Here is a 20,893-nt window from a genome sequence, read left to right as displayed (position 1 = left end):
AATAACGACAGTAACAATAGTTACCAGACACCCAACATACTGACCACGAAATAAATCAGACTAACCTCCACCGCCCAAACAACAACGCATGACACTCATCAAGTTACAACTACACCATGGACTAACCCCTCCAAAACCTTATATTCAACTGACAGACAAGAGGTCTGCAAAACATATTAAGGACTGAACAACCATGCACATTGAACAACAACTTGAATTTCTGGACAGCCTGCCCGCCCTGCCTGCTCGACGTGTTACCGACTCTCAAGTACTACCGACCATTCGAAACTTCTCCGCAGACGTTCCACTCGATCCCAATAAGGAAAGCGGCACCGTCGGCCCGGACATGATGAATATCTATGTAGCCGGCGTGTCAGTGCAAAATCGCGAAGATGTCGACAGCTGCAAGCTACTGATGCAAAACGCAGCATCACAAAAATACGACATGGTTAAAGAGTTACATCAGTGGTACAACTTTTACACAGAAGGCCTGCGCAGCCTCGGATGGACGATCAACAAGATTCACGCTCAGGACAAAATCATTAAAAGAACCGGCCTTACGATGGACGCCGTCGCCTTTGACATACTTCAGAGTCTGGTCGGAGCAAACGCTCCACGCTTGGCAGCGCTGGCTGGCAAAGCCGTGGAGGGAGTGAAAGGTGAGGACGGTCTGATCCAGATCTACAATCGTAACGCTCAAAAAGGCTATGAGGCGACATTTGATATTTCCCCGGTCTGGCAAACCCGGGAAGGCTCTCCGATGATGATCCTTAGCTGTACAAGTGTGGATGTCAGGGAAAGTACTCGCGGTATTCTTTGGTGGAAATCGACAACTAAATCCACCGCCGTAAAATCACAGGCAACTCCGGTTTACCTCAACACTCAAATCTATGCGCGAGTGCGCAACAAAGTGCTTGAGAAACTGGGTAAAGCTGCTGACGACTACCTCGACACGATCCCGGGTTTTCAGTAACACCTAAACTTCATACTAGAACTGGGACCGATCACTACTGACGGTCTCAGCGCCACACTTACCTTACTTTATTCGATTGAGATCAACATGAAATCATTATCATCCGAGACTTACATCGTCGACGGCAACATCACACTTTTTTTAGGCGAGCACTCCGAGCAATTTAAAAAAGACGTGTTGCATTCCAGTCTACTGGGAAATTTACTCGCTGACAGCACTCCAGGCAAGTGGTTTACATCGTACAGAACCGTACTGGACAAGTTCTACTGGGCACTTAATGGCTTCAAGAATTACGCTCTTCCAAAAAAATCGGCCAGTCTCTTCAGCATTGCCTCCACCGCATTGGCTGACGCATTACAAAAAGAGCAACTGCAACAACTAGGCAACGCACTTTCAAACATTGCGCAACTACCCAGCGAAGCACCTGCCCGCAAGGCACTCCTGAACAGAATTCAAAAAGAAATCGCGACCAGCCACGGAGAAGGATCGCTTACTGTGAGCACATTGTTGACGATCGTCTGCGAAAACAAAAAAAACATCTCCCTTCAAATGTCCTTCGAAACAACTCGCCCCGTGGACATCACCTTTCTTAGGCAGCCGCTCCCTGAAACGGTCATGCAGGGCGATATTGAAACCAGCTTATGGACCACCTATTTGTCCGAAGACAAGTACGCCAAAATCAGAAATCAGGTTGTCGGCAAACTTGGCAGCAAGCCTCAGACTCACTTGTTCCAAATCCTTGAACCAGCTCCAGCATACTGAGCCCACCTTGAAAAGCCTGCGGCATGCCGCTTTCCGGCATTCAAGAGGTCCTAGCCGCAGGTCTTCAGTTTTTCACCGTCTTCGGCGCCTTGCCCGCCTTCATCTGCTCCAGCAACGGCGCGCACTGGTTCGGCTCGCCGCCACTCGGCGCTATCAGCGCCAACAACCCTGCCGCCGGTGCGGCGATCACGCCCAACGCGACCATCCCGGCTCCACGCAACATCAACGGCACGGCCTTGACCCCGGCATCGGGCTTGATGAACTTGCCCCGCACGTACAGCGGCGAACGCAACGAAATCAAACGCCAGCCCTTTGATTCCGGGGTGATGGTCAGGTCCAGTTGTTCGGTCGCCATGTTCGCCGTGCCATCGATGTAAACAATGGCATTCTCTGTGTCGAACACAAACAAGCGGGTACTCGCCAGGCCGGACTGGATGCCGAAGTCGGCGGCGGCGCAGTTGATCTTCACTTCCTTGTCGCCAAAGATCTTGCCGACCACGTAGTTGCCGACGTTCAGCCCGGCCAACTCCATCAACTCGCGACTGATAGCGCCATCGTTGATCAGCATTTTCAGATTGCCATTGGCGCTGCCCAGCAGTTTAGCCACCGAATTGCCGCGCCCGCTGATATCACCGTCGCCGTTGAGTTCGCCGAAACTGGTTTTCATCGGTTCAAAGCCGGGGAACAACTGCTTGAGCTTGAAGCCTCGCGCCGTGAGTCTGGCATGGCCCTCCAGTGGATCGGTGTGGCCGTTCAGGCGAATCTGCGCATCCAGCTTGCCGCCGGCCACACCGAAACGCAGCGGCTCGAGGCTGAGCACGCCATCGGTGAGTACCAGATGGGTATAGAGATCGTTGAACGGCAGTTTTTCGCTGTGCACGATGCGCTTGCCGGTGAACTCGACATCGGCGTCCATATCGCGCCAGCGATCGGTCTTGAACTCTTCGACCGGCAGCACTTTGTCCGCCGGTTGTTTGCTGTCACCGCCTCGGGCCTTCTGCTCGGCGTTGGAGTCGGCACCAATCAGCGGTGCCAGGTCAGCGAACAGCAATTGATTGGACAACAGCGAACCGCTGAGCTTCGGTCGTGGCTGGCTGGCCACGTAGGTCAGGTTGCCATGGATGTCACTTTCACCGATCTTGCCGTTGAATGCTTCATAGTGGAATACCGCGCCACCCGGCTCGTGTAACTTGGCGATCAGATGGCCGTCGGTGGCATAGGGTGGCGTATCCGGCAGGATCACACCGGTCAGCGGGTAGAGATTGCCCAGGCTGGTACCGGCCAGTTTCAGGCGCAGGTCCAGGGCGCCGAGGTTCAGCGGATCGGTCAGGGTGCCGGCCAGTTCGACGCTGGAATCGGCGATTTTTACCTGTGCCTGAAGCGGAAACGGCCGTGCCGCGTCCTGCAACGCCAACAGCCCGCCAATCTTACCCTGGCCCGCGAGCTTCTGGCCGTGGTACTGGCCGTTGACCTTGAGGGCGAATGCATAGTCCTGGGGTGACGAACCCTTCTCCTGCGCGGCTTTCGCCGCTTTGTCGCCGACGATATCGCTGAACGGAATCGGCTTGCCCAATGGATCGATCAGTACGTCGAGTTGGGTCTTCAGGTTCTGGTCGTCGAGGGTGACATGCCCCTTGTCAAAGCCGATCGCTCCGATATCCACCACCCAGCTCGCAGGCTCGGCGTCCGGATCCTTTGGGTCGAATTTGAAGGTCCAGTTGGCGCGCCCGTCAGCCAGGCGTTGCAGGTGGGCATTGGGCTCGGTGAGATCGATACGCGGGATCACCACCCGCTGCGCCAGCAATGCCAGGGGTGAAATACGCAGTTCCACCCGTTTGAGGGTGATCATCTGCGGCTGTTTCGACCAGTCGGGATTGCCCAGGCTCAAGTCTTCGGCCACCACATGAGGCCACGGTACCCAGGCGCGCCAGCCGCCTTCATCGGACTCGGGTTGCCAGACCACCGACAGATTGCCGTTGATGGCGAAAGCGCGGTGCAGCTCTTCGGAAACTTTGGCGTTGAGCGGCGCTTTGATCCGGTTCCAGTCGAAGAACACGATGATCAGCACCAGCATCACCAACAAGGTAAGGAAAGTGGAAAGGGTCCAGACCAACGTCTTTTGAGTGCGCGTCATTGCACAGGGCTCCTGATACGACCGAGCGCCCCGACTGCGACGCACATGTGAAACGGTGAGCCGCAAACGGCTCGCCATGCAAACTACGACTGATAAAAACCCGGCAGGTTTAATCGAAAGACCGATTTCGCCGATTTCGTCCAGTCCAATACTGACCAGCTGGTCGATCTGCGTTACCGGACCTGCACTTTTGCACAACACAGGTGGGTCGAAAACACCCACAAAAGTGCAAGACAACTCGCCGGAAACGCCCGGCCTAGGGCCTCCGCAGCAAACAATCAATTCCGTTGATTATTACCATTGCGTTTATGAACTTTCATATCGATTTATCGAGAGTAGCATTGCTCTCGTGCCCACTTATTCGCACCCCCACGGAGCAAAACAATCATGAAACGCCAACTACTGCTTAGCCTTACACTTTCGATGCTGGCCAGCACTGCCTTTGCCCTGCCAGCGGCTGACCAGGCCACCCCACAAGTGAAACAAGACCACTCGGTGTTCAGCCAGACCGTCGCCGCCGATGGTTCCGACCGCACCCCACAAGGCCAGACCCTTGCCGAAGGCGGTAATGATCGCCTGAAAGAAAAAGGCCTGATCACTCAGGATGGCTCGGACCGTACTCCACAGGGCCAAACCCTGGCTGCCGATGGTTCCGATCGTACCCCACAAGGCCAGACCCTTGCCGCTGATGGTTCCGACCGTACTCCACAAGGTCAAACCCTGGCTGCTGATGGTTCCGACCGTACTCCACAAGGCCAGACCCTTGCCGCCGACGGTTCGGATCGCACTCCACAAGGTCAAACCCTTGCTGAAGGCGGTGGTGACCGCGTGATCGAACGCAACAGCGCCGTGAGCTAAGCTTCATGGCCGCCTTGAAAAAAAGCCCAATCCCCGGATTGGGCTTTTGAATTTTCATAGGCCCGCTTGATAGATGCCACACTTCCCCGCGTGATCCCCCCACAGTCGTTCGACGCCAGCAAAGCCGATTTGCTAGAGTGCGCCGCGTCCCTGTCCAGAAAACGCCCTTGCGATGCTGCCCCGCGCCGAACAGAAACAACAAACCCGTAACGCCCTGATGGACGCTGCCCGGCGCCTGATGGATGGCGGCCGAGGATTCGGCAGCCTGAGCCTGCGCGAAGTCGCGAAAACCGCCGGCATCGTACCGACTGGTTTCTACCGCCATTTTGCCGACATGGATGAATTAGGCCTGGTACTGGTCAGCGAAGTCGGCCAGACATTCCGCGAAACCATTCGTCTGGTACGACACAACGAATTCGTGATGGGCGGCATCATCGATGCCTCGGTGCGGATCTTTCTCGACGTGGTTAGCGCCAACCGTTCGCAGTTCCTGTTTCTTGCCCGTGAGCAGTACGGCGGTTCAGTGCCGGTGCGCCAGGCCATCGGCCGTTTGCGTGAAAACATCAGCTCGGACCTGGCGGCGGATTTGTCACTGATGCCGAAACTGCAGCATCTGGACATCGCCGACCTGAGCGTCATGGCGGATCTGATCGTCAAGAGCGTGTTCGCCACCCTGCCGGACATCATCGATCCGCCAGCCGAAGCCTTGCCAGAGCACCTGACGCCCCAGGCGAAAATCACCCAGCAGCTGCGGTTTATCTTTATCGGCCTCAAGCATTGGCAAGGGCTTGGAAGTACCGAATAAACCTGTGGGAGCGGGCTTGCTCGCGAAGAACGATAACGCGGTGTGCCTGAAAGACCGTGGCGCCGCATTCGCGAGCAAGCCCGCTCCCACAATGATGTGTATCGCCTCAACTTGGTGCGCAAACCAAAAACAACGCACCAACTTCAACCAAAAAACTCACTCCATCGATACAAATCTCACGTCTCCTTCAGCCATTTCCTACACATCATGTCGATTGGCAAGCCCCTTGCTCTAGCCTGAGCATTGTCCATTGCTGGAAGCCTTCCGATGCTGGTGATTCATCGCAGAGTCGACCCTCAACCCGTTTGGGCCGCCGAACTGCACCTGACGTTCGAAGCCCGCAGCAAAAGCCGATTGCGCTGTTTCAGTGCCGAGGGCGAAGACGTCGGGTTGTTTTTGGAGCGCGGCCAGCCGCCGTTGCGTGACGGCGAATGCCTGCAAGCCGAAGACGGGCGAATCGTGCGTGTCTGCGCCCGCCCCGAACAATTGCTGCACGTCACCTGCGCCAATGCCTTCGAACTGACTCGCGCGGCCTATCACCTGGGCAATCGCCATGTCGCCCTGCAGGTCGGCGACGGCTGGTTGCGCCTGCTCGACGATTACGTGCTCAAGGCCATGCTCGAACAACTCGGTGCCGTTGCCGTGAACATCGAGGCGCCATTCCAGCCGGAACATGGCGCCTACGGTGGTGGCCATCATCATTCGCGTCACGGCGATGAAGACTTCAACTACGCGCCGAAACTGCACCAGTTCGGCGTACGCACATGAACCCGGCCTGGGCGCTGTTGCGCCTGGCCAGTCCGCAATTGCCGATTGGCGGCTACAGCTACTCCCAGGGGCTGGAAATGGCTGTGGACAACGGCCGTGTTCACGACCCCGACAGTGCGCGACGCTGGATCAGCGATCAGTTGCTGCTGAATCTGGCACGCTTCGAAGCACCCTTGCTGCTCGCCCATTGCGTGGCCGCCAGCGAGGAAAACTGGGACGAATTGCTGCAACGCTGCGAGGAACACCGCACCAGCCGCGAAACCCGCGAGCTGCATCAGGAGAGCCGGCAGATGGGCTACTCGTTGCAGCAATTGCTCAATGGCTTGCCGGAGCTCGACGCCCCCGCCCGCGCCTTCCTCGAACAGCGCAGCGAGCCACATCTGGCCCTGGGTTGGGCGCTGGCCGCGCGCGCCTGGCAGATCAGCCCGCAGGACGCCCTGGCCGCATGGCTCTGGAGCTGGCTGGAAAACCAGTTGGCGGTGCTGATGAAGACCCTGCCCCTGGGTCAGCAAGCCGCCCAACGCCTGACCAGCGAACTGTTGCCGCTGCTTCAACAAGCTCAACAGAACGCCACTCAAATCGATCCCTATCATTACGGCAGCGCCGCTTTCGGCCTGTCCCTGGCGTGTATGGGCCACGAGCGCCAGTACAGCCGTCTGTTCCGTTCCTAGGGCCATTTATTTTGGAGAATCACATGAACGCACAACCCCTGCGCGTCGGTATCGGCGGCCCGGTCGGCTCCGGCAAAACCGCCCTGACCCTGGCCCTGTGCCTGGCCCTGCGCGAGCGTTACAACCTGGCCGTCGTGACCAACGACATCTACACCCGCGAAGACGCAGATTTTCTGGTGCGCAACGAAGCCCTGGCACCGGAGCGCATCATCGGCGTGGAAACCGGCGGCTGCCCGCACACGGCCATCCGCGAAGACGCCTCGATCAACCTCGAAGCCGTGGATCAGCTCAACCGCCGTTTTCCGGGGCTGGACCTGATTCTCGTGGAGTCCGGTGGCGACAACCTCTCCGCGACCTTCAGCCCGGAACTGTCCGACCTGACCATCTACGTGATCGACGTCTCGGCCGGCGACAAGCTGCCACGCAAGGGCGGGCCGGGAATCTGCAAATCCGACCTGCTAGTGATCAACAAGATCGACCTGGCACCTCTGGTCGGCGCCTCGCTGGAGATGATGAACAGCGACACCCAACGCATGCGCAACGGCAAACCCTTTGTCTTCAGCAATCAGAAAACCGGCCTGGGCCTGGAAGAGATCATTGCCTTCATCGAACGCCAGGGTTTGCTGACCGCGGCCTGATCACGACTTATCAACAAGGAAGCTTATCCATGACACTCAAACGCATTCTCGCCGCCCTGGCCCTGCTGCTGACTCCGGCCCTCGCCTTCGCCCATCCGGGACACGGCGACAACGGCTTGATCGCCGGTATCAGCCACCCACTTGGCGGTCTCGATCACTTGCTGGCAATGCTCGCGGTCGGCCTGTGGGCAGCACAGCAGCAAGGCGCCGCACGCTGGGCGCTGCCGTGCGCCTTTGTCGGCACTATGTTGATTGGCGGGCTGTTGGGTTTTGAAGGATTGAACCTGCCGGCACTGGAGAGCGGGATTGCCGCTTCCGTGTTGGCTTTGGGGCTGGCGGTTGCCTTGGCAGTGCGTCCACCGTTGGTGATGGCGGTGGGTGCGACGGCGTTGTTTGCGCTGTTTCATGGTGTCGCGCACGGGCTGGAACTGCCGGAAATGTCGAGCCCCTGGACCTACGCCGCAGGCTTTGTTGCGGCGACGGCGGTGTTGCACGCGGCGGGTTATGCGCTGGTGCGGGTGCTGCCGCAGGCCGCAGCGCCCCTGGTGCGACTGGCGGGCGCGGCTTCGGCGGCGACTGGCGTGTGGTTGCTGGCAGGTTGACTCTCTAGTGTCTGACCCGGCCTCTTCGCGGGCAAGCCCGCTCCCACATTGGAATGCGTACACCTGTGGGAGCGGGCTTGCCCCGGGCGGCGTTCCGACGAAGGCGGCCTGACAGACACAGCCTCTCTCAGGCCAGCCTCTCTGCTAACATGTCGCGCAATCGCCCCTGCCGTGACGACGCCAGCCAATGCCGCCTGTTTCCCGCTCTGCCTCTCAGCCTGAACTGACCGCCCTGTTCGCCTCGGTGCAACAGCATTTCCTGAACGTCATCGTGCCGCTCTGGCAAGGTCCGGGCTGGAACGCCGATATGGCGTTGCCTTATGAGGCGCTGGATGCCAAACACCAACCGCTGCCACCGCAACGCTACCGGGCCATGGCCTGTGCGCGGCAGTTGTATCTGTTTGCCAGCGTGATCGGTCAGGTGCCGGGCGCCGAAGAGCGTGCCGCCGCGTTGTTCCGCTCCTTGCAGCGGCACTTTCACGATGCCGAGCACGGCGGCTGGTTCTACAGTGTCGATGCACAAGGTGCGCCGCTGGATCAGCGCAAGGATCTCTACACCCACGCCTTCATCCTGTTCGCCTGCGCCCATTACTGGGACAAGGTCCGCGAGCCGCTGGTGGAGTCGGTGCTCAATGCCTCGCTGGAAGTGGTCGCGCAGCGTTTCGCCACGGACGACGGTCTGTACGAAGCCACGCTCGACCGCGACTGGGCATCGCTGGGCAGCGGCCCTTTGCAAAATCCGCTGATGCACCTGGCCGAAGCTTTCCTCGCCACCCTGTCGGTGCGTGACGACCTCGACGTGCAACAGGCGCTCGTCGGGTTATGCACAGCCATGCACGCGCGCTTTATCGATCCGCAGCACGGCGTGTTGATGGAAAAACCGCTGGGATCTGTGGATAACTGGTTTGAACCGGGGCATCAGTTCGAGTGGTATTTCCTGTTGGAATCCTCGGCGCTGTTGCGCAATTCGACGCTGCATGCCGATCTGGAGCGGGCCTTCGCCTTTACCGAGCAAGCGGGCGTTGATCAGCGGACTGGCGCCGTGCGGGCGATGCTCGATTTCGCGCCCGATGGCGGCACCCGGGACGCCACGCAACGCATCTGGGCCCAGGCCGAGTACCTACGCGCATTAACGCTGCGCCCGGACAGCGAAGCGGCTGTGCTGCGTCAATTGCAGGCATTGCAGCAGCGCTCGCTGCATGCCGACGGCTGGTACGAATGCCGTGACGAGCACGGAGAAGTCAGCCGCCGCGACATGCCATCGACCACGCCCTATCACCTGGCGACCTGTTATCGCGGGTTGGCGGAATATCTCGGCTGACTGTTCGGCCGCTTTCGCGAGCAAGCCCGCTCCCACAGGTTGCATACAATCCCTGTGGGAGCGGGCTTGCTCGCGAATGACCTCGAAGAGGTCGCCTTGTCACTCAATCCACTTGCGGTCCCCGGTAAAGCTGATGGTCAGCCATCGCGCAGCATCCGGCTCGCCAAGTTTTGTGGAAATTTCTTCACGCAAACTGTCCAGTTGCCCCACACCGTCCAGCCAGTAATCCTTCGGCAATACGATGTGAATCTCGATAAAACAGGCTCTGCCGTGTTTCTGCACGTAGGAAATGTAATCGTCGAAACCATGCTCGGCCTTCGCCACTTCCATCACCTGACGCACCTTGTCGTCCAGTTGATCCGGGACGATCCCCAGCACATCGCGCAAGGCCGGCCCGAGGATTTTGAACGCCGGGGGGAGCATGCCCAAAGCCAGCAAAATCAGGATCATCGGGTCGACATACACCGCCCACTTGTCGTAACCCTGAGTCTTGAGCAGCAGTGCGATCAGGAAACTCACCAGCAGTCCCGCCGACAGCATCGCGTCCACCAGCCAACTGATGTTGTCGAACTGGATCAGCGATGAGTTGAGCGTGCGATTGCGTTGGCGGACGTAGAAGAAATATATGAGCTCAACGACAGTGAAGAAGGCCGCGTAGAAAATCACCAGACCGAGTTCGACTTCGCGACCACCACTGATGATGCCGAACACACCGTTGAGAAAGGCATAAATGGCCACCAGGAATATGAAACTGCCTTCGATCACCAGCACCATGGGCTCCAGGTGCCAGGAACCGAACTGAAAGCGCTGGTTGCTTTCCTTGGCGATCAGCCGGGCGGTGATCAGCATCAGGACCTTGATGAAGGCCGCGATCAACGAAAAGAAGCCATCGAACAGAATGGATTGGGCGCCCGAAACAAAACCGGTGATGATCCCGGCGAATGTCACGGCGAGCATCAGGAAGGTCGATTGTTTGAGCAGCGCCTGCTCGCCACGATTACTCACTTGATCTCCTCGGATACCTCTAGACCGCCGGGTGCGGCGGATTGCTTGAGGGAGGAGTCTAGCTGATGTCCGGATTTATCCGCTCCGGCCCCTTCGCGAGCAAGCCCGCTCCCACATTGGATCGCGGTCTAATGTGGGAGCGGGCTTGCTCGCGAAGAACGGTGACTCGGTATTAAGCCTTGCCACCACTGCGATCAATAGCAAACCCGGCCCAGGTCTGGCTCACCGGCATCAGCTCCAGGCTGTTGATGTTGATGTGCGCCGGGGCATTGAGCACCCAGAAGATTGTCTCGGCGATGTCCTGTGGCTGAATCGGCTCGGCGCCAGCGTAAGTGGCGTTGTAGCGCTCCTGGTCACCGGCAAAACGCACCAGCGAGAACTCGCTCTCGCACAGGCCCGGCTCGATGTTGCTGACCCGTACGCCCGTGCCTTGCAGGTCGCAGCGCAGGTTCACGGAGAACTGTTTGACGAACGCCTTGGTCGCGCCATACACGTGGCTGCCCGGGTACGGGTAGTTGCCGGCGATGGACCCCAGGTTGACGATACCGGCACCACGACCGTGGGCGATCAGGCGCGGCAACAGCAGACGGGTGCTGTACATCAGGCCTTTGACGTTGGTATCGACCATGGTGTCCCAGTCGTCCAGGTCGCACTTGGGCGCCGGATCAACCCCCAGGGCCAGCCCGGCGTTGTTGATCAACCCGCGCAGTTTTGCAAAAGATGGCGGCAGATTGGCAATCGCCTCCTCCATGGCCTTGCGATCACGCACATCGAGCACCAGGCCATGGACTTCGGTCTGCTTCGACAGCTCGGCGCACAACGCATTGAGGCGCTCTTCACGACGGCCAGTCAGCACCAGTTTCCAGCCGGCCTCGGCAAAACGACGGGCACAGGCTTCACCAAAACCGGAGGTCGCGCCGGTAATAAACAGGGTGTTGGACATCGTGTTCTCCTTGCTTCGGCTGATCGCCAGCCATTGGAATAGAAAATCAGCAGGCAGCATGCCCGGCCTTGTCCACAGCGGCAACCACCGTTCAATCTGTTCAAAAAACACTCAATCCCGGCAACCCCTTGACCAGCGTGGCCTACAGCCATGTGCGCGCACGTTATCCACAGCCCGGTCCACAGTCTTTGGGGGCAAGTGGAAAAGCTGCAAGCCGCTATCCACAAGGCTTTGCGCGGGGTTTTGAAACTTTTTTGCTTGACCCTCAACCGCCTGCTGTGTAGCCCTTGGCCATTTTCATGACTGACGGGTCAAACCGGCGATGGCGCCAAGCCAGTAACCACGGCCTTCAGCCGAGTCTTTCCAGAGTTTAGTCACAGACTTATCCACAGGCTTGTCCACGCCGATTCCATGCATTTTCATCCCGAACAAAAAGGTTGACAAAGCAGCCTGAAAGCTGCGCAAAAACACTTGATCAAAAAACAACCACACCTCTGCAAGCCACGGTTTAAAAGGCCTGTAGCCAGCTACTCCCACGTTATTCACAGCCGGTTCCACAGCAAACGGGGACAAGTCAAAACCGTGGCAAAACAACTATTTGCAGCGGCTTTATGTCGCGCTTTACGAGCTTGGGAATATTGTTTTCCACAATTTCCTGAATGCACGCCGCAGCCCCCCTGTGGGAGCGGGCTTGCTCGCGAAGACGGCGTCACAGCTTGCATCGTGGAGACTGACACACCGCTATCGCGAGCAAGCTCGCTCCCACAGGGTTCAGTGGTGTTTTGAAGATGTAAAAAAGCCCCGGCGATTGCGCGCCGGGGCTTGTGTACAACCACTGAAACTCAGTGCCCGCCGAGATAGGCGCTACGCACATCCTCGTTGACCAACAACTCTTTGCCAGTGCCGGTCATGCGGATTTCGCCGTTGACCATCACGTAAGCCCGGTCAGACAACCGCAGGGCGTGGTTGGCGTTTTGCTCCACCAGGAAGATGGTCATGCCGGTCTTGGCCAGTTCCCGCAGGGTGGCGAAGATCTGCTTCACCACGATCGGCGCCAGGCCCAGGCTTGGCTCATCGAGCAGCAACAACTTGGGCCGGCTCATCAGGGCCCGGGCGATGGCGAGCATCTGCTGCTCGCCGCCGGACATGGTCATCGCCCGCTGGGTACGCCGCTCTTCGAGCCTGGGGAACAGCTCGAACATGCGCTGCATGTCCTCCTTGGCGTACTTGTCGCCAATGGGGATAGTGCCCATCAACAGGTTTTCTTCGACTGTCATGTCGGGGAACACCCGCCGCCCTTCCGGCGATTGCGCAATGCCGTTGGAGGCGATGTAGTGGGACGACTTGTGGGTAATGTCCACGCCCTGATAGAGGATCTGCCCGTCCGCCGCCCTTGGCTGGCCGAAGATCGACATCAGCAGGGTCGACTTGCCGGCACCGTTGGAGCCGATCAGGCTGACGGTTTCCCCTTCGTTGATGTGCAGCGAGACACCTTTAAGGGCCTGGATCGGCCCGTAAAACACGTCCAGTTCCTTGAGCTCGAGGATGGGTTTACTCATACCACCTCCTCTTCTTCCGCGCCCAGATAAGCGGCAATCACTTTCGGATCGTTGCGGATGTCGTCGGGGCCACCCTCGGCGATGACGATGCCGTGGTCCAGCACCACAATGTGGTCGGAGATACTCATAACCATGCCCATGTCGTGTTCGATCAGCACCACGGTCAGATCGTGCTCGTCGCGCAGCAGCCGGATCATCGCGCTCAGCGCTTCGGTTTCCTGAGGGTTGAGGCCGGCGGCCGGTTCGTCGAGGCAGATGATCTGCGGACGGGTGCACATGGCCCGGGCGATTTCCAGGCGGCGTTGCTGACCGTAGGACAGCTCACCGGCCAGGCGGTTGGCGCAGTCCACCAGATCCACCACTTCCAGCCAGTAGAACGCGTGGTCCAGCGCATCGCTTTCGGCCTTGCGATAGCCCTTGGTGTTGAGGATGCCGGCGAGCATGCTGCGATTGACCCACATGTGCTGGGCCACCAGCAGGTTTTCCAGCACCGACATTTCCTTGAACAGGCGAATGTTCTGGAAGGTCCGCGCCAGGCCGGCGCGGTTCACCAGGTGAGTGCCGCCGAACGCCTTGTAGAACAGCCGACTGGCGAAGGATTTCGGCGAAACGAAATCGGTTGGCTTGAACGACTCCCCCAGCAACTTGATGACATTGGTCTGTTGCCCACGAATGTTGAGTTCGATCCTGCCGCCAGAGGCTTTGTAGAAGCCGGTCAGGCAGTTGAACACCGTGGTTTTGCCGGCGCCGTTAGGACCGATCAGGGCGAAGATCGAGTTGCGGTGCACTTTCAGACTGACATCGCTCAACGCCTTGATGCCGCCGAAGTGCATCATCAGTTTTTCTACACTGAGTACGACTTCGCTCATGGCGCTACTCCTTTACGCGGGGTCACACCGGTACGGCTGATCCGAATCAGGCCGCGCGGTCGCCAGATCATCATCAACACCATCAGGATGCCGAACAGCAGCACGCGGTACTCGGCAAAGCCACGCAGCAGCTCCGGGGCGACGGTCAGCACGAAGGCTGCAATTACGACGCCTATGGTCGAACCCATACCACCCAGTACCACGATGGCGAGGATCAGCGCCGATTCGAAGAAGGTGAACGAGGTCGGGTTGACGAAGCCCTGGTAGGTGGCGAAGAAGACCCCGGCCAGACCGGCCGTCGAGGCGCCGATGGTGAACGCCGAGAGCTTGACCAGCACGTGGTTCAGACCCATGGAGCGGCAGGCGATTTCGTCTTCGCGCAGGGCTTCCCAGGCGCGGCCGACCGGCATGCGGGTCAGGCGATGCTTGATGTGCAGCACGGCCAGGACCACCAGGAACAACACGGCGTAGATGAAGTAGTACTTCACGTCGGGGTTGTAGGCGATGCCGAAGAACTCATGGAACGGCACCCCGCCCTCTTTCGCCCTTTTTCCGAACTCGATGCCGAAGAAAGTGGGCAACGGCGCTGCCATGCCATTCGGGCCGCCGGTCAGGGTCAGCCAGTTATTGAGGATCAACCGAATGATTTCACCGAAGCCCAGGGTCACGATCGCCAGGTAATCACCGTGCAGGCGCAGCACCGGGAAACCGAGGATGCAACCGGCCAGTCCGGCGGTAATCGCCGCCAGCGGCAACACCGTCCAGAAGCCCAGCCCAAGATATTGATAACCGAGCGCCAGGCCGTAGGCACCGATGGCGTAGAACGCCACGTAACCAAGGTCGAGCAGACCGGCCAGGCCGACCACGATGTTCAGCCCCAGCCCCAGCAGCACGTAGATCAGCCCGAGGATGACCACGCCCAACAGGTACGAGTTGGAGAAAAACGGGAATACCACCGCGATAACAATCATCAACGGGATGATCCAGCGCAGCCGGGATTTGTAATCAGGCGGCAGTACATGGACCCCGGACCCGGTGGTTTCAAAACCCTCGAGGATTCTCAGGCCCTTGGGGGTTTGCAGGAACAGGCTAAGGGCAAAACGGCCGGCCATGACGATGGCGACAATCCAGGCCACCCGGGTCGCTTCCAGGTTGAAGCCGTAGCCGTCGAGGACTACGCCGACAATCGGGCCGAACACAATCAGGGCCACCAGGCCGGCAAGAATCGCGTCAACCAGGCTTCTTTTGAGATCAATGGTTTTTTTAGTGGTTGAAGACATCGCTTACACCTTCGACACAAGAGGACGGCCGAGCAGGCCTTGGGGCCGAAAGACCAGAACGAGAACGAGCAGCGAGAAGCTGAAAACGTCTTTGTAGTCCGAGTTCACCAGACCGGAAAACAGCGACTCGGAAATCCCGAGAATGATCCCGCCGAGCATCGCGCCGGGCAGTGAGCCAATCCCGCCGAGCACCGCGGCAGTGAACGCCTTGATCCCGATGATGAAGCCGGCATAGAAGTCGAATGTGCCGTAGTTCATGGTGATCAGCACGCCGGCCAGGGCCGCCATCGCTGCACCGATGATGAACACGTAGGAAATCACCCGATCGGTGTTGATCCCCAGGATCGAAGCCATCTTGCGGTCTTGCTGGGTTGCACGGCACATGCGGCCGAGCTTGGTGTACTTGATGACGTAGGTCAGCAGGCCCATCCCGACGAACGCTGCAACCAGAATGAAGACCTTGGTGTAGGTCAACTGAACGAAACCGGTACCGATATCAACGCGCCAGGCACCCGAGAGCAAAGTCGGAACGCCTTGTTGCTTCGCGCCCTGGGAGATCTGTGCGTAGTTTTGCAGGATCAGAGAGATACCGATCGCACTGATCAGCGGTGCGAGTCGAGTGGAGTTACGCAGGGGTTTGTAGGCGACACGCTCGATGACCCAGCCATACACCGCCGTGACGACGATGGTGAAGATCAGTGTGCCAAGCATCAGCAGCGGGAAAGATTCGATACCGAAGTAAGCCAGCAGAGCCAGACTGATTGCCGCGAGGTAAGCGGAAATCATGTAAACCTCGCCGTGGGCGAAGTTGATCATGCCGATGATGCCATAGACCATTGTGTAGCCGATGGCGATCAGGCCATAGACCGACCCGAGGGTCAGGCCGTTGACCAGTTGCTGCAGGAAAATACCATCCATAACGCAATCTCACGCAATGAGAACCTGCACATGTGGCTGTGCGGTTCCTCTAAGGAAAATACAGATATACGTCGGAGCAATGTCAGCCACGATCAGGCAGGCCACCACGGCCCCCTGTAGGAGCGAGCTTGCTCGCGATTGCGGTTTAACATTCAACGAATGAGTTGCCTGCCAGTCCGTCATCGCGAGCAAGCTCGCTCCCACAGGGGAACCGTGGGGTTCACCCGATTGAGTCAGCCCTTACTTCTGTTTTTCCAGCTGGTGGTATTTGCCATCCTTGTCCCACTGGTAAACCACGTAGTCGGAGATTTTCAGGTCGCCCTTGCTGTCCCAGGTCTTCTCGCCCATGACGGTCTTGACCGGGTTCTTCTTCAGCCATGCAGCCGCTTCTTCGCCCTTGTTGGACTTGGCGCCGTTGAAGGCTGCTGCCAGGGTCTGGACCGAAGCGTAGGCGTACAGGGTGTAGCCTTCAGGCTCGGTACCGGCCTTGCGGAAGGCGTCTACCACGGTCTTGCTGTCTGGCAGCAGACGTGGGTCGGCGCCGAAGGTCATCAGCACGCCGTCAACGAATTGCGGGCCACCAGCGGTGGTCACCAGCTCGTCGGTCACGATGCCGTCGTCGGACATGAACTTGACATCTTTGAGGCCTTGTTCACGCAGTTGACGCACCAGAGGACCGGCTTCCGGGTGCAGACCACCAAAGTAGACGACGTCAGCGCCGGCGCCGCGGATCTTGGTCACGATGGTGCTGAAGTCTTTCTCGCCACGGGTCAGGCCTTCATACAGCACAGGCGTTACGCCGCGCTTGACCAGTTGAGCCTTGGTAGCATCCGCCAGGCCCTGGCCGTAGGTGTCCTTGTCGTGCAGCACGACAACTTTCTTGCCCTTGAGCACGTCGACGATGTAGTCGCCGGCCACGATGCCTTGCTGGTCGTCACGCCCGCACATACGGAACATGGCGCTCAGGCCGCGCTCGGTAACGGCCGGGTTGGTGGAACCCGGGGTGATCGCGATGATGCCCGCTTCGTCGTAGATCTCGGAGGCCGGAATGGTCGAGGAGGAGCAGAAGTGACCGACTACGCCGGCGACTTTCTGGTTGGTTAGATCCTTGGCGACCGTCACAGCTTGTTTCGGTTCGCAGGCGTCATCGCCCTTGACCAGTACGATTTTTTCCCCGTTAACCCCGCCAGCCGCGTTGACCGCATCGGCCGCGGCCTGTGCACCCTTCATGTACTGTTCGCCAAATGCCGCGTTGGCGCCCGTCATTGGTCCCGCTACGCCGATCTTGATGTCAGCCTGAGCAAACGCAGAAACACCCAGCGCAGTTGCCACTGCGAGGGCCAGAAAGCCTTTCTTGTAAAACGTCTGGGACATGAGGTGGTGCTCCATGGTTTTTTTAATTGGCACTGCGACTTCACTGAATGCTCAGAGCAAGGGCCGTGCCATCGGTTTTTTATTCTGAAAAAAGTCGCTGCTTTCTTGTTATTTCGACTGTTTCGGTCCCATTTTCATTGGGCGTGCAACCGTCTAAACCGCGGAAGGTAAAACCATTTTTTATTTGAGGCGCAACCCGACTGCGCCATCATTGCAACCGCGGCTTTAAACAACGTGCAACCAGCCTGTAACAACGTGCGTCACCGAAGTGCACACTGCTGGTGCGGAACTGCTACAACCCGCACCACTACAGGCTAGCCGCAGATCGAAAAAGCGCCGCCTCCCACTGCAAAAATCAACATTCAGATCACGATCCGCAGGCACTGGCCTGCGTGATACAGCGAGAATCCCGCCTCATACAGACAGCTGCGCAACCCCACCCCGGCCAATGGCTGCATGGGTGCAAAGGGAATCGGTAGCGCTTGAGGATTTCCGTTACACAGGTAATCGGCAAAGGCCTTGCCGACCACCGTGCCCGTGGTCACGCCCCGGCCGTTGTAACCGGTGACTGCCACCAAACCGGGCGCTGGTTCGAACAGGCGCATCAAATGATCGGGGGTGAAGGCGATGCAACCGGTCCAGGTGCACTCCCATTCCACCGGCTTGAGGTACGGGAAATAGTGTTGCTGCACGCGGTCGGCCCAGGCCTTGAGGAACCAGGCCGGTTTCTGATTGCCATTACCGAGACTGCCAAGCAGCAGGCGACCGTCTTTGTCTCGACGGATACTGCTGAGTACTTGGCGGGTGTCCCAGGAACCTTGGCCACCGGGCAGAATTTGCCGGGCGGCTTCTTCGGTCAGCGGCACCGAGGCCACCTGATAGTAATAACCAGGGAAGAAATTGCGCCGCAATTCCGTCCAGTCGCCTTCGGTGTAGGCATTGGAGGCAATCACCACTTTCTCGGCCATGACCGAACCCTGGGCGGTTTGCACTGACCAGCGCTGGCCCTGACGTTCAAGTCGGGTGACCGGAGAATGATCGAATAATTGACCGCCCAGGCCGATGGCCGCTTTGGCCAGCCCCGTGGTGTAGGCCATCGGGTTGAGCGTGCCCGCACGGCGATCGAGCAGCGCGGCGGCGATCTTTTTCGTGCCGGTGGCTTGCTCGCAGGCCTGACCGGTGAGCAATTCCACCGGCGCACCGCGACGTTTCCATTGTTCTTCACGACTGCGCAAGTCGGCCTCGCCACGGGCGTTATGCGCCATGTGCAGCGTGCCTTCCCGGCGCAACTGGCAATCGATGTTGTACTTGTCCACAAGGCTGAACACCAGGGATGGTGCGGCGCCCAGCATGCGGTTGAGCTGGCTGCCAACCGCCTCGCCAAACCCGGCTTCGATCTCGTCCGGGGGAATCCACATCCCGGCATTGACCAGCCCGACGTTGCGCCCGGAACCACCATGGCCGGCGCGATGGGCCTCCAGCACGCAAACAGTCTTGCCTTGCTCCAGCAGATGCACCGCCGCCGACAAACCGGTAAACCCGGCGCCGATGACGCAGACATCCACCGTGACCTCACCCTTGAGGGCCGAATTGTCCGGCCTTTGCGGCGTCAGTTTTTCCCACAGACACTCTTCGCGTAACGGCATTGCCAGACTCCGAAAATGAAACCTAACCACCCACACAAATCAGTGTGGGAGCGGGCTTGCTCGCGAAAGCGGTATGTCAGTCACCATTAATATCGGCTGACAGATTGCATTCGCGAGCAAGCCCGCTCCCACAGGGGATCACTGTTCGACACGAGACTTAGTCGAACGTAATACCCTGCGCCAACGGCAACTCCAGCGAATAGTTCACGGTGTTGGTCTGGCGGCGCATGTAGCCGCGCCATGCATCGGAGCCGGACTCACGACCGCCGCCGGTTTCTTTCTCGCCACCAAACGCGCCGCCGATTTCCGCGCCGCTCGGGCCGATGTTGACGTTGGCAATGCCGCAGTCGCTGCCCACCGCCGACATGAACTGCTCGGCTTCACGCACGTCGGTGGTGAAGATGCACGAGGACAGGCCTTGTGGCACGGCGTTGTTCAGGCGCAGGGCTTCCTGGAAATCGCTGTAGCCAACCACGTACAGGATTGGAGCGAAGGTTTCGTGGCAGACCACATCGCTTTGCTCCGGCATTTCGACGATAGCCGGCGACACGTAATAGGCATTAGGGAACTTGTCTTGCAGCTGACGCTCACCGCCAAACACCCGGCCGCCCTCACTCAAGGCCTGCTCCAGCGCATCCTGCATGTTGTCGAAACTTTGCTTGTCGATCAGCGGGCCGATCAGGTTGCCTTCCAGCGGATGGCCGATACGCACTTTCGAGTACGCGGCTTTCAGGCGGGTGACGATTTCTTCTTTCACCGACTCATGGGCGATCAGGCGACGCAGGGTGGTGCAGCGCTGACCGGCGGTGCCGACGGCGCTGAACAGAATCGCGCGAACGGCCATGTCCAGATCGGCGCTCGGGCCGAGGATCATCGCGTTGTTGCCGCCCAGTTCGAGGATGCTGCGGGCAAAACGCGCGGCGATTTTCGGCGCCACTTCACGGCCCATGCGGGTGCTGCCGGTAGCGCTGACCAGTGCGACACGCGGATCATCGACCAGGGCTTCGCCGGCATCGCGACCGCCAATAATCACCTGGCTCAGGTGCGGTGGTGCATCGCTGAAGTTCTTCAGCACGCGATCGAACAGCGCCTGGCAAGCCAGTGCGGTCAGTGGCGTCTTTTCCGACGGTTTCCAGATCACCGGGTTGCCACAGACCAGCGCCAGCGTGGCGTTCCAGGCCCAGACCGCCACCGGGAAGTTGAACGCACTGATCACCCCGACAACGCCCAGCGGATGCCAGGTTTCGCGCATGTGGTGGCCAGGACGCTCGGAGGCGATGGTCAGGCCGTACAACTGACGGGACAGGCCGACGGCGAAGTCGCAGATGTCGATCATTTCCTGAACTTCACCCAGACCTTCCTGGGTGATCTTGCCGGCCTCCCAGGACACCAGCTCGCCGAGGTCGGCCTTGTATTCACGCAGGATGTCACCCAGTTGCCGCACCAGCTCGCCACGGCGCGGTGCCGGAACCTTGCGCCACAGTTCGAACGCATGATCTGCGCGACTGATGTGTTGCTCGACTTCAGCAGCGCCTTCCCAGTTAACGGCGGCGATCCTGCTGCCATCGATCGGCGAATGCACCGGCACTTTGCCGTTCTGGTACAGGGCCGGATTCACACCTAGACGATCAAGCAATGCGGCAACCATGGGTCACTCCTCAAGCAAAAGACAGAACACGTGCAGCCGGAAAATCACGGCTGATCAGACCTGTAGTTTTAGCTGCCCGGAGGTTACTCAACAAACGACCTTTAAGAGAGATATCATTC

The 20,893-nt window shown here is 59.0% G+C and carries 20 protein-coding genes; 9 read left to right on the top strand and 11 right to left on the bottom strand.

Annotated elements, in window-relative coordinates; genetic code table 11:
- Positions 1–193: 193 nt before the first annotated feature.
- A complete protein-coding gene (locus KGB20_RS18190) occupies positions 194–973 on the top strand; it encodes a hypothetical protein (protein WP_150813593.1) in 780 nt (259 codons plus the stop codon).
- 87 nt (positions 974–1,060) lie between these two features.
- Positions 1,061–1,735, top strand: a complete 675-nt coding sequence (locus KGB20_RS18185; RefSeq protein WP_154910365.1) for a hypothetical protein — start codon at positions 1,061–1,063, stop codon at positions 1,733–1,735.
- Between the two features lie 64 nt (positions 1,736–1,799).
- On the opposite strand, the gene KGB20_RS18180 is transcribed toward KGB20_RS18185, so the two are convergent.
- The gene (locus KGB20_RS18180; RefSeq protein WP_154910364.1) at positions 1,800–3,869 is read right to left on the bottom strand and encodes an AsmA family protein; all 2,070 of its coding nucleotides are present in this window, start codon (positions 3,867–3,869) and stop codon (positions 1,800–1,802) included.
- A gap of 387 nt (positions 3,870–4,256) precedes the next feature.
- Between KGB20_RS18180 and KGB20_RS18175 the strand changes: the two genes are divergently transcribed.
- The 7 genes from KGB20_RS18175 to KGB20_RS18145 all read left to right on the top strand — a co-directional run bounded on the left by KGB20_RS18175 (position 4,257) and on the right by KGB20_RS18145 (position 9,532).
- Positions 4,257–4,727 (top strand): hypothetical protein, encoded by a 471-nt coding sequence (locus tag KGB20_RS18175; protein ID WP_057712211.1) that lies wholly within the window; start codon positions 4,257–4,259, stop codon positions 4,725–4,727.
- Positions 4,728–4,899: 172 nt separating this feature from the next.
- Complete coding sequence (locus KGB20_RS18170) at positions 4,900–5,532, top strand: TetR family transcriptional regulator (RefSeq protein WP_057712212.1); 633 nt, start codon at positions 4,900–4,902, stop codon at positions 5,530–5,532.
- A gap of 267 nt (positions 5,533–5,799) precedes the next feature.
- Positions 5,800–6,300: an urease accessory protein UreE gene (ureE, locus tag KGB20_RS18165; protein WP_154861112.1), complete on the top strand. Its 501-nt coding sequence runs from the start codon at positions 5,800–5,802 to the stop codon at positions 6,298–6,300.
- Positions 6,297–6,971 carry an urease accessory protein UreF gene (locus tag KGB20_RS18160; protein WP_154910363.1) on the top strand — a complete coding sequence of 225 codons (675 nt, stop codon included), beginning with the start codon at positions 6,297–6,299 and terminating at the stop codon, positions 6,969–6,971. Before ureE ends, KGB20_RS18160 begins: the two co-directional genes overlap by 4 nt.
- 23 nt (positions 6,972–6,994) lie before the next feature.
- Positions 6,995–7,609: an urease accessory protein UreG gene (gene ureG, locus KGB20_RS18155; protein WP_090452850.1), complete on the top strand. Its 615-nt coding sequence runs from the start codon at positions 6,995–6,997 to the stop codon at positions 7,607–7,609.
- Between the two features lie 29 nt (positions 7,610–7,638).
- A complete protein-coding gene (locus KGB20_RS18150; protein WP_150813599.1) occupies positions 7,639–8,211 on the top strand; it encodes a HupE/UreJ family protein in 573 nt (190 codons plus the stop codon).
- Positions 8,212–8,398: 187 nt separating this feature from the next.
- Entirely contained in the window at positions 8,399–9,532 is a 1,134-nt protein-coding gene (locus tag KGB20_RS18145) for an AGE family epimerase/isomerase (protein WP_223532830.1), read from the top strand.
- A gap of 99 nt (positions 9,533–9,631) precedes the next feature.
- On the opposite strand, the gene KGB20_RS18140 is transcribed toward KGB20_RS18145, so the two are convergent.
- The 10 genes from KGB20_RS18140 to KGB20_RS18095 form a co-directional block, all read right to left on the bottom strand.
- Positions 9,632–10,537 carry a cation diffusion facilitator family transporter gene (locus KGB20_RS18140; RefSeq protein WP_154910362.1) on the bottom strand — a complete coding sequence of 302 codons (906 nt, stop codon included), beginning with the start codon at positions 10,535–10,537 and terminating at the stop codon, positions 9,632–9,634.
- Between the two features lie 172 nt (positions 10,538–10,709).
- Entirely contained in the window at positions 10,710–11,480 is a 771-nt protein-coding gene (locus KGB20_RS18135) for an SDR family oxidoreductase (protein ID WP_150813602.1), read from the bottom strand.
- Between the two features lie 297 nt (positions 11,481–11,777).
- On the bottom strand, positions 11,778–12,026 hold the full coding sequence (locus KGB20_RS18130; protein WP_150813603.1) for a hypothetical protein: 249 nt from the start codon (positions 12,024–12,026) through the stop codon (positions 11,778–11,780).
- Positions 12,027–12,322: 296 nt separating this feature from the next.
- Positions 12,323–13,039 carry an ABC transporter ATP-binding protein gene (locus KGB20_RS18125; RefSeq protein WP_057712220.1) on the bottom strand — a complete coding sequence of 239 codons (717 nt, stop codon included), beginning with the start codon at positions 13,037–13,039 and terminating at the stop codon, positions 12,323–12,325.
- The gene (locus KGB20_RS18120; RefSeq protein ID WP_150813605.1) at positions 13,036–13,908 is read right to left on the bottom strand and encodes an ABC transporter ATP-binding protein; all 873 of its coding nucleotides are present in this window, start codon (positions 13,906–13,908) and stop codon (positions 13,036–13,038) included. The genes KGB20_RS18125 and KGB20_RS18120 overlap by 4 nt, the downstream gene beginning before the upstream one ends.
- On the bottom strand, positions 13,905–15,188 hold the full coding sequence (livM, locus tag KGB20_RS18115; protein ID WP_090452840.1) for a high-affinity branched-chain amino acid ABC transporter permease LivM: 1,284 nt from the start codon (positions 15,186–15,188) through the stop codon (positions 13,905–13,907). Before livM ends, KGB20_RS18120 begins: the two co-directional genes overlap by 4 nt.
- Before the next feature lie 3 nt (positions 15,189–15,191).
- The gene (locus KGB20_RS18110) at positions 15,192–16,106 is read right to left on the bottom strand and encodes an ABC transporter permease subunit (RefSeq protein ID WP_007979705.1); all 915 of its coding nucleotides are present in this window, start codon (positions 16,104–16,106) and stop codon (positions 15,192–15,194) included.
- Positions 16,107–16,346: 240 nt separating this feature from the next.
- On the bottom strand, positions 16,347–17,480 hold the full coding sequence (locus KGB20_RS18105; protein WP_008048115.1) for an ABC transporter substrate-binding protein: 1,134 nt from the start codon (positions 17,478–17,480) through the stop codon (positions 16,347–16,349).
- Between the two features lie 362 nt (positions 17,481–17,842).
- Positions 17,843–19,126 (bottom strand): NAD(P)/FAD-dependent oxidoreductase, encoded by a 1,284-nt coding sequence (locus tag KGB20_RS18100; protein WP_057712223.1) that lies wholly within the window; start codon positions 19,124–19,126, stop codon positions 17,843–17,845.
- A gap of 157 nt (positions 19,127–19,283) precedes the next feature.
- A complete protein-coding gene (locus KGB20_RS18095; protein ID WP_102669255.1) occupies positions 19,284–20,774 on the bottom strand; it encodes an aldehyde dehydrogenase family protein in 1,491 nt (496 codons plus the stop codon).
- Positions 20,775–20,893 lie beyond the last annotated feature (119 nt).

This window comes from Pseudomonas sp. BF-R-30 (genome assembly GCF_019956175.1).
GTDB classification, from domain to species: Bacteria; Pseudomonadota; Gammaproteobacteria; order Pseudomonadales; family Pseudomonadaceae; genus Aquipseudomonas; species Aquipseudomonas jessenii.
Note: the sequence above shows the minus strand (reverse complement) of the source record. Positions and strands in the feature narration are given on the sequence as shown.

Coding starts and splice junctions, on each gene's coding strand:
- KGB20_RS18190 (WP_150813593.1), top strand. CDS start 194: ATGCACATTGAACAACAACTTGAATTTCTGGACAGCCTGCCCGCCCTG.
- KGB20_RS18185 (WP_154910365.1), top strand. CDS start 1,061: ATGAAATCATTATCATCCGAGACTTACATCGTCGACGGCAACATCACA.
- KGB20_RS18180 (WP_154910364.1), bottom strand. CDS start 3,869: ATGACGCGCACTCAAAAGACGTTGGTCTGGACCCTTTCCACTTTCCTT.
- KGB20_RS18175 (WP_057712211.1), top strand. CDS start 4,257: ATGAAACGCCAACTACTGCTTAGCCTTACACTTTCGATGCTGGCCAGC.
- KGB20_RS18170 (WP_057712212.1), top strand. CDS start 4,900: ATGCTGCCCCGCGCCGAACAGAAACAACAAACCCGTAACGCCCTGATG.
- ureE (WP_154861112.1), top strand. CDS start 5,800: ATGCTGGTGATTCATCGCAGAGTCGACCCTCAACCCGTTTGGGCCGCC.
- KGB20_RS18160 (WP_154910363.1), top strand. CDS start 6,297: ATGAACCCGGCCTGGGCGCTGTTGCGCCTGGCCAGTCCGCAATTGCCG.
- ureG (WP_090452850.1), top strand. CDS start 6,995: ATGAACGCACAACCCCTGCGCGTCGGTATCGGCGGCCCGGTCGGCTCC.
- KGB20_RS18150 (WP_150813599.1), top strand. CDS start 7,639: ATGACACTCAAACGCATTCTCGCCGCCCTGGCCCTGCTGCTGACTCCG.
- KGB20_RS18145 (WP_223532830.1), top strand. CDS start 8,399: ATGCCGCCTGTTTCCCGCTCTGCCTCTCAGCCTGAACTGACCGCCCTG.
- KGB20_RS18135 (WP_150813602.1), bottom strand. CDS start 11,480: ATGTCCAACACCCTGTTTATTACCGGCGCGACCTCCGGTTTTGGTGAA.
- KGB20_RS18125 (WP_057712220.1), bottom strand. CDS start 13,039: ATGAGTAAACCCATCCTCGAGCTCAAGGAACTGGACGTGTTTTACGGG.
- KGB20_RS18120 (WP_150813605.1), bottom strand. CDS start 13,908: ATGAGCGAAGTCGTACTCAGTGTAGAAAAACTGATGATGCACTTCGGC.
- livM (WP_090452840.1), bottom strand. CDS start 15,188: ATGTCTTCAACCACTAAAAAAACCATTGATCTCAAAAGAAGCCTGGTT.
- KGB20_RS18110 (WP_007979705.1), bottom strand. CDS start 16,106: ATGGATGGTATTTTCCTGCAGCAACTGGTCAACGGCCTGACCCTCGGG.
- KGB20_RS18105 (WP_008048115.1), bottom strand. CDS start 17,480: ATGTCCCAGACGTTTTACAAGAAAGGCTTTCTGGCCCTCGCAGTGGCA.
- KGB20_RS18100 (WP_057712223.1), bottom strand. CDS start 19,126: ATGCCGTTACGCGAAGAGTGTCTGTGGGAAAAACTGACGCCGCAAAGG.
- KGB20_RS18095 (WP_102669255.1), bottom strand. CDS start 20,774: ATGGTTGCCGCATTGCTTGATCGTCTAGGTGTGAATCCGGCCCTGTAC.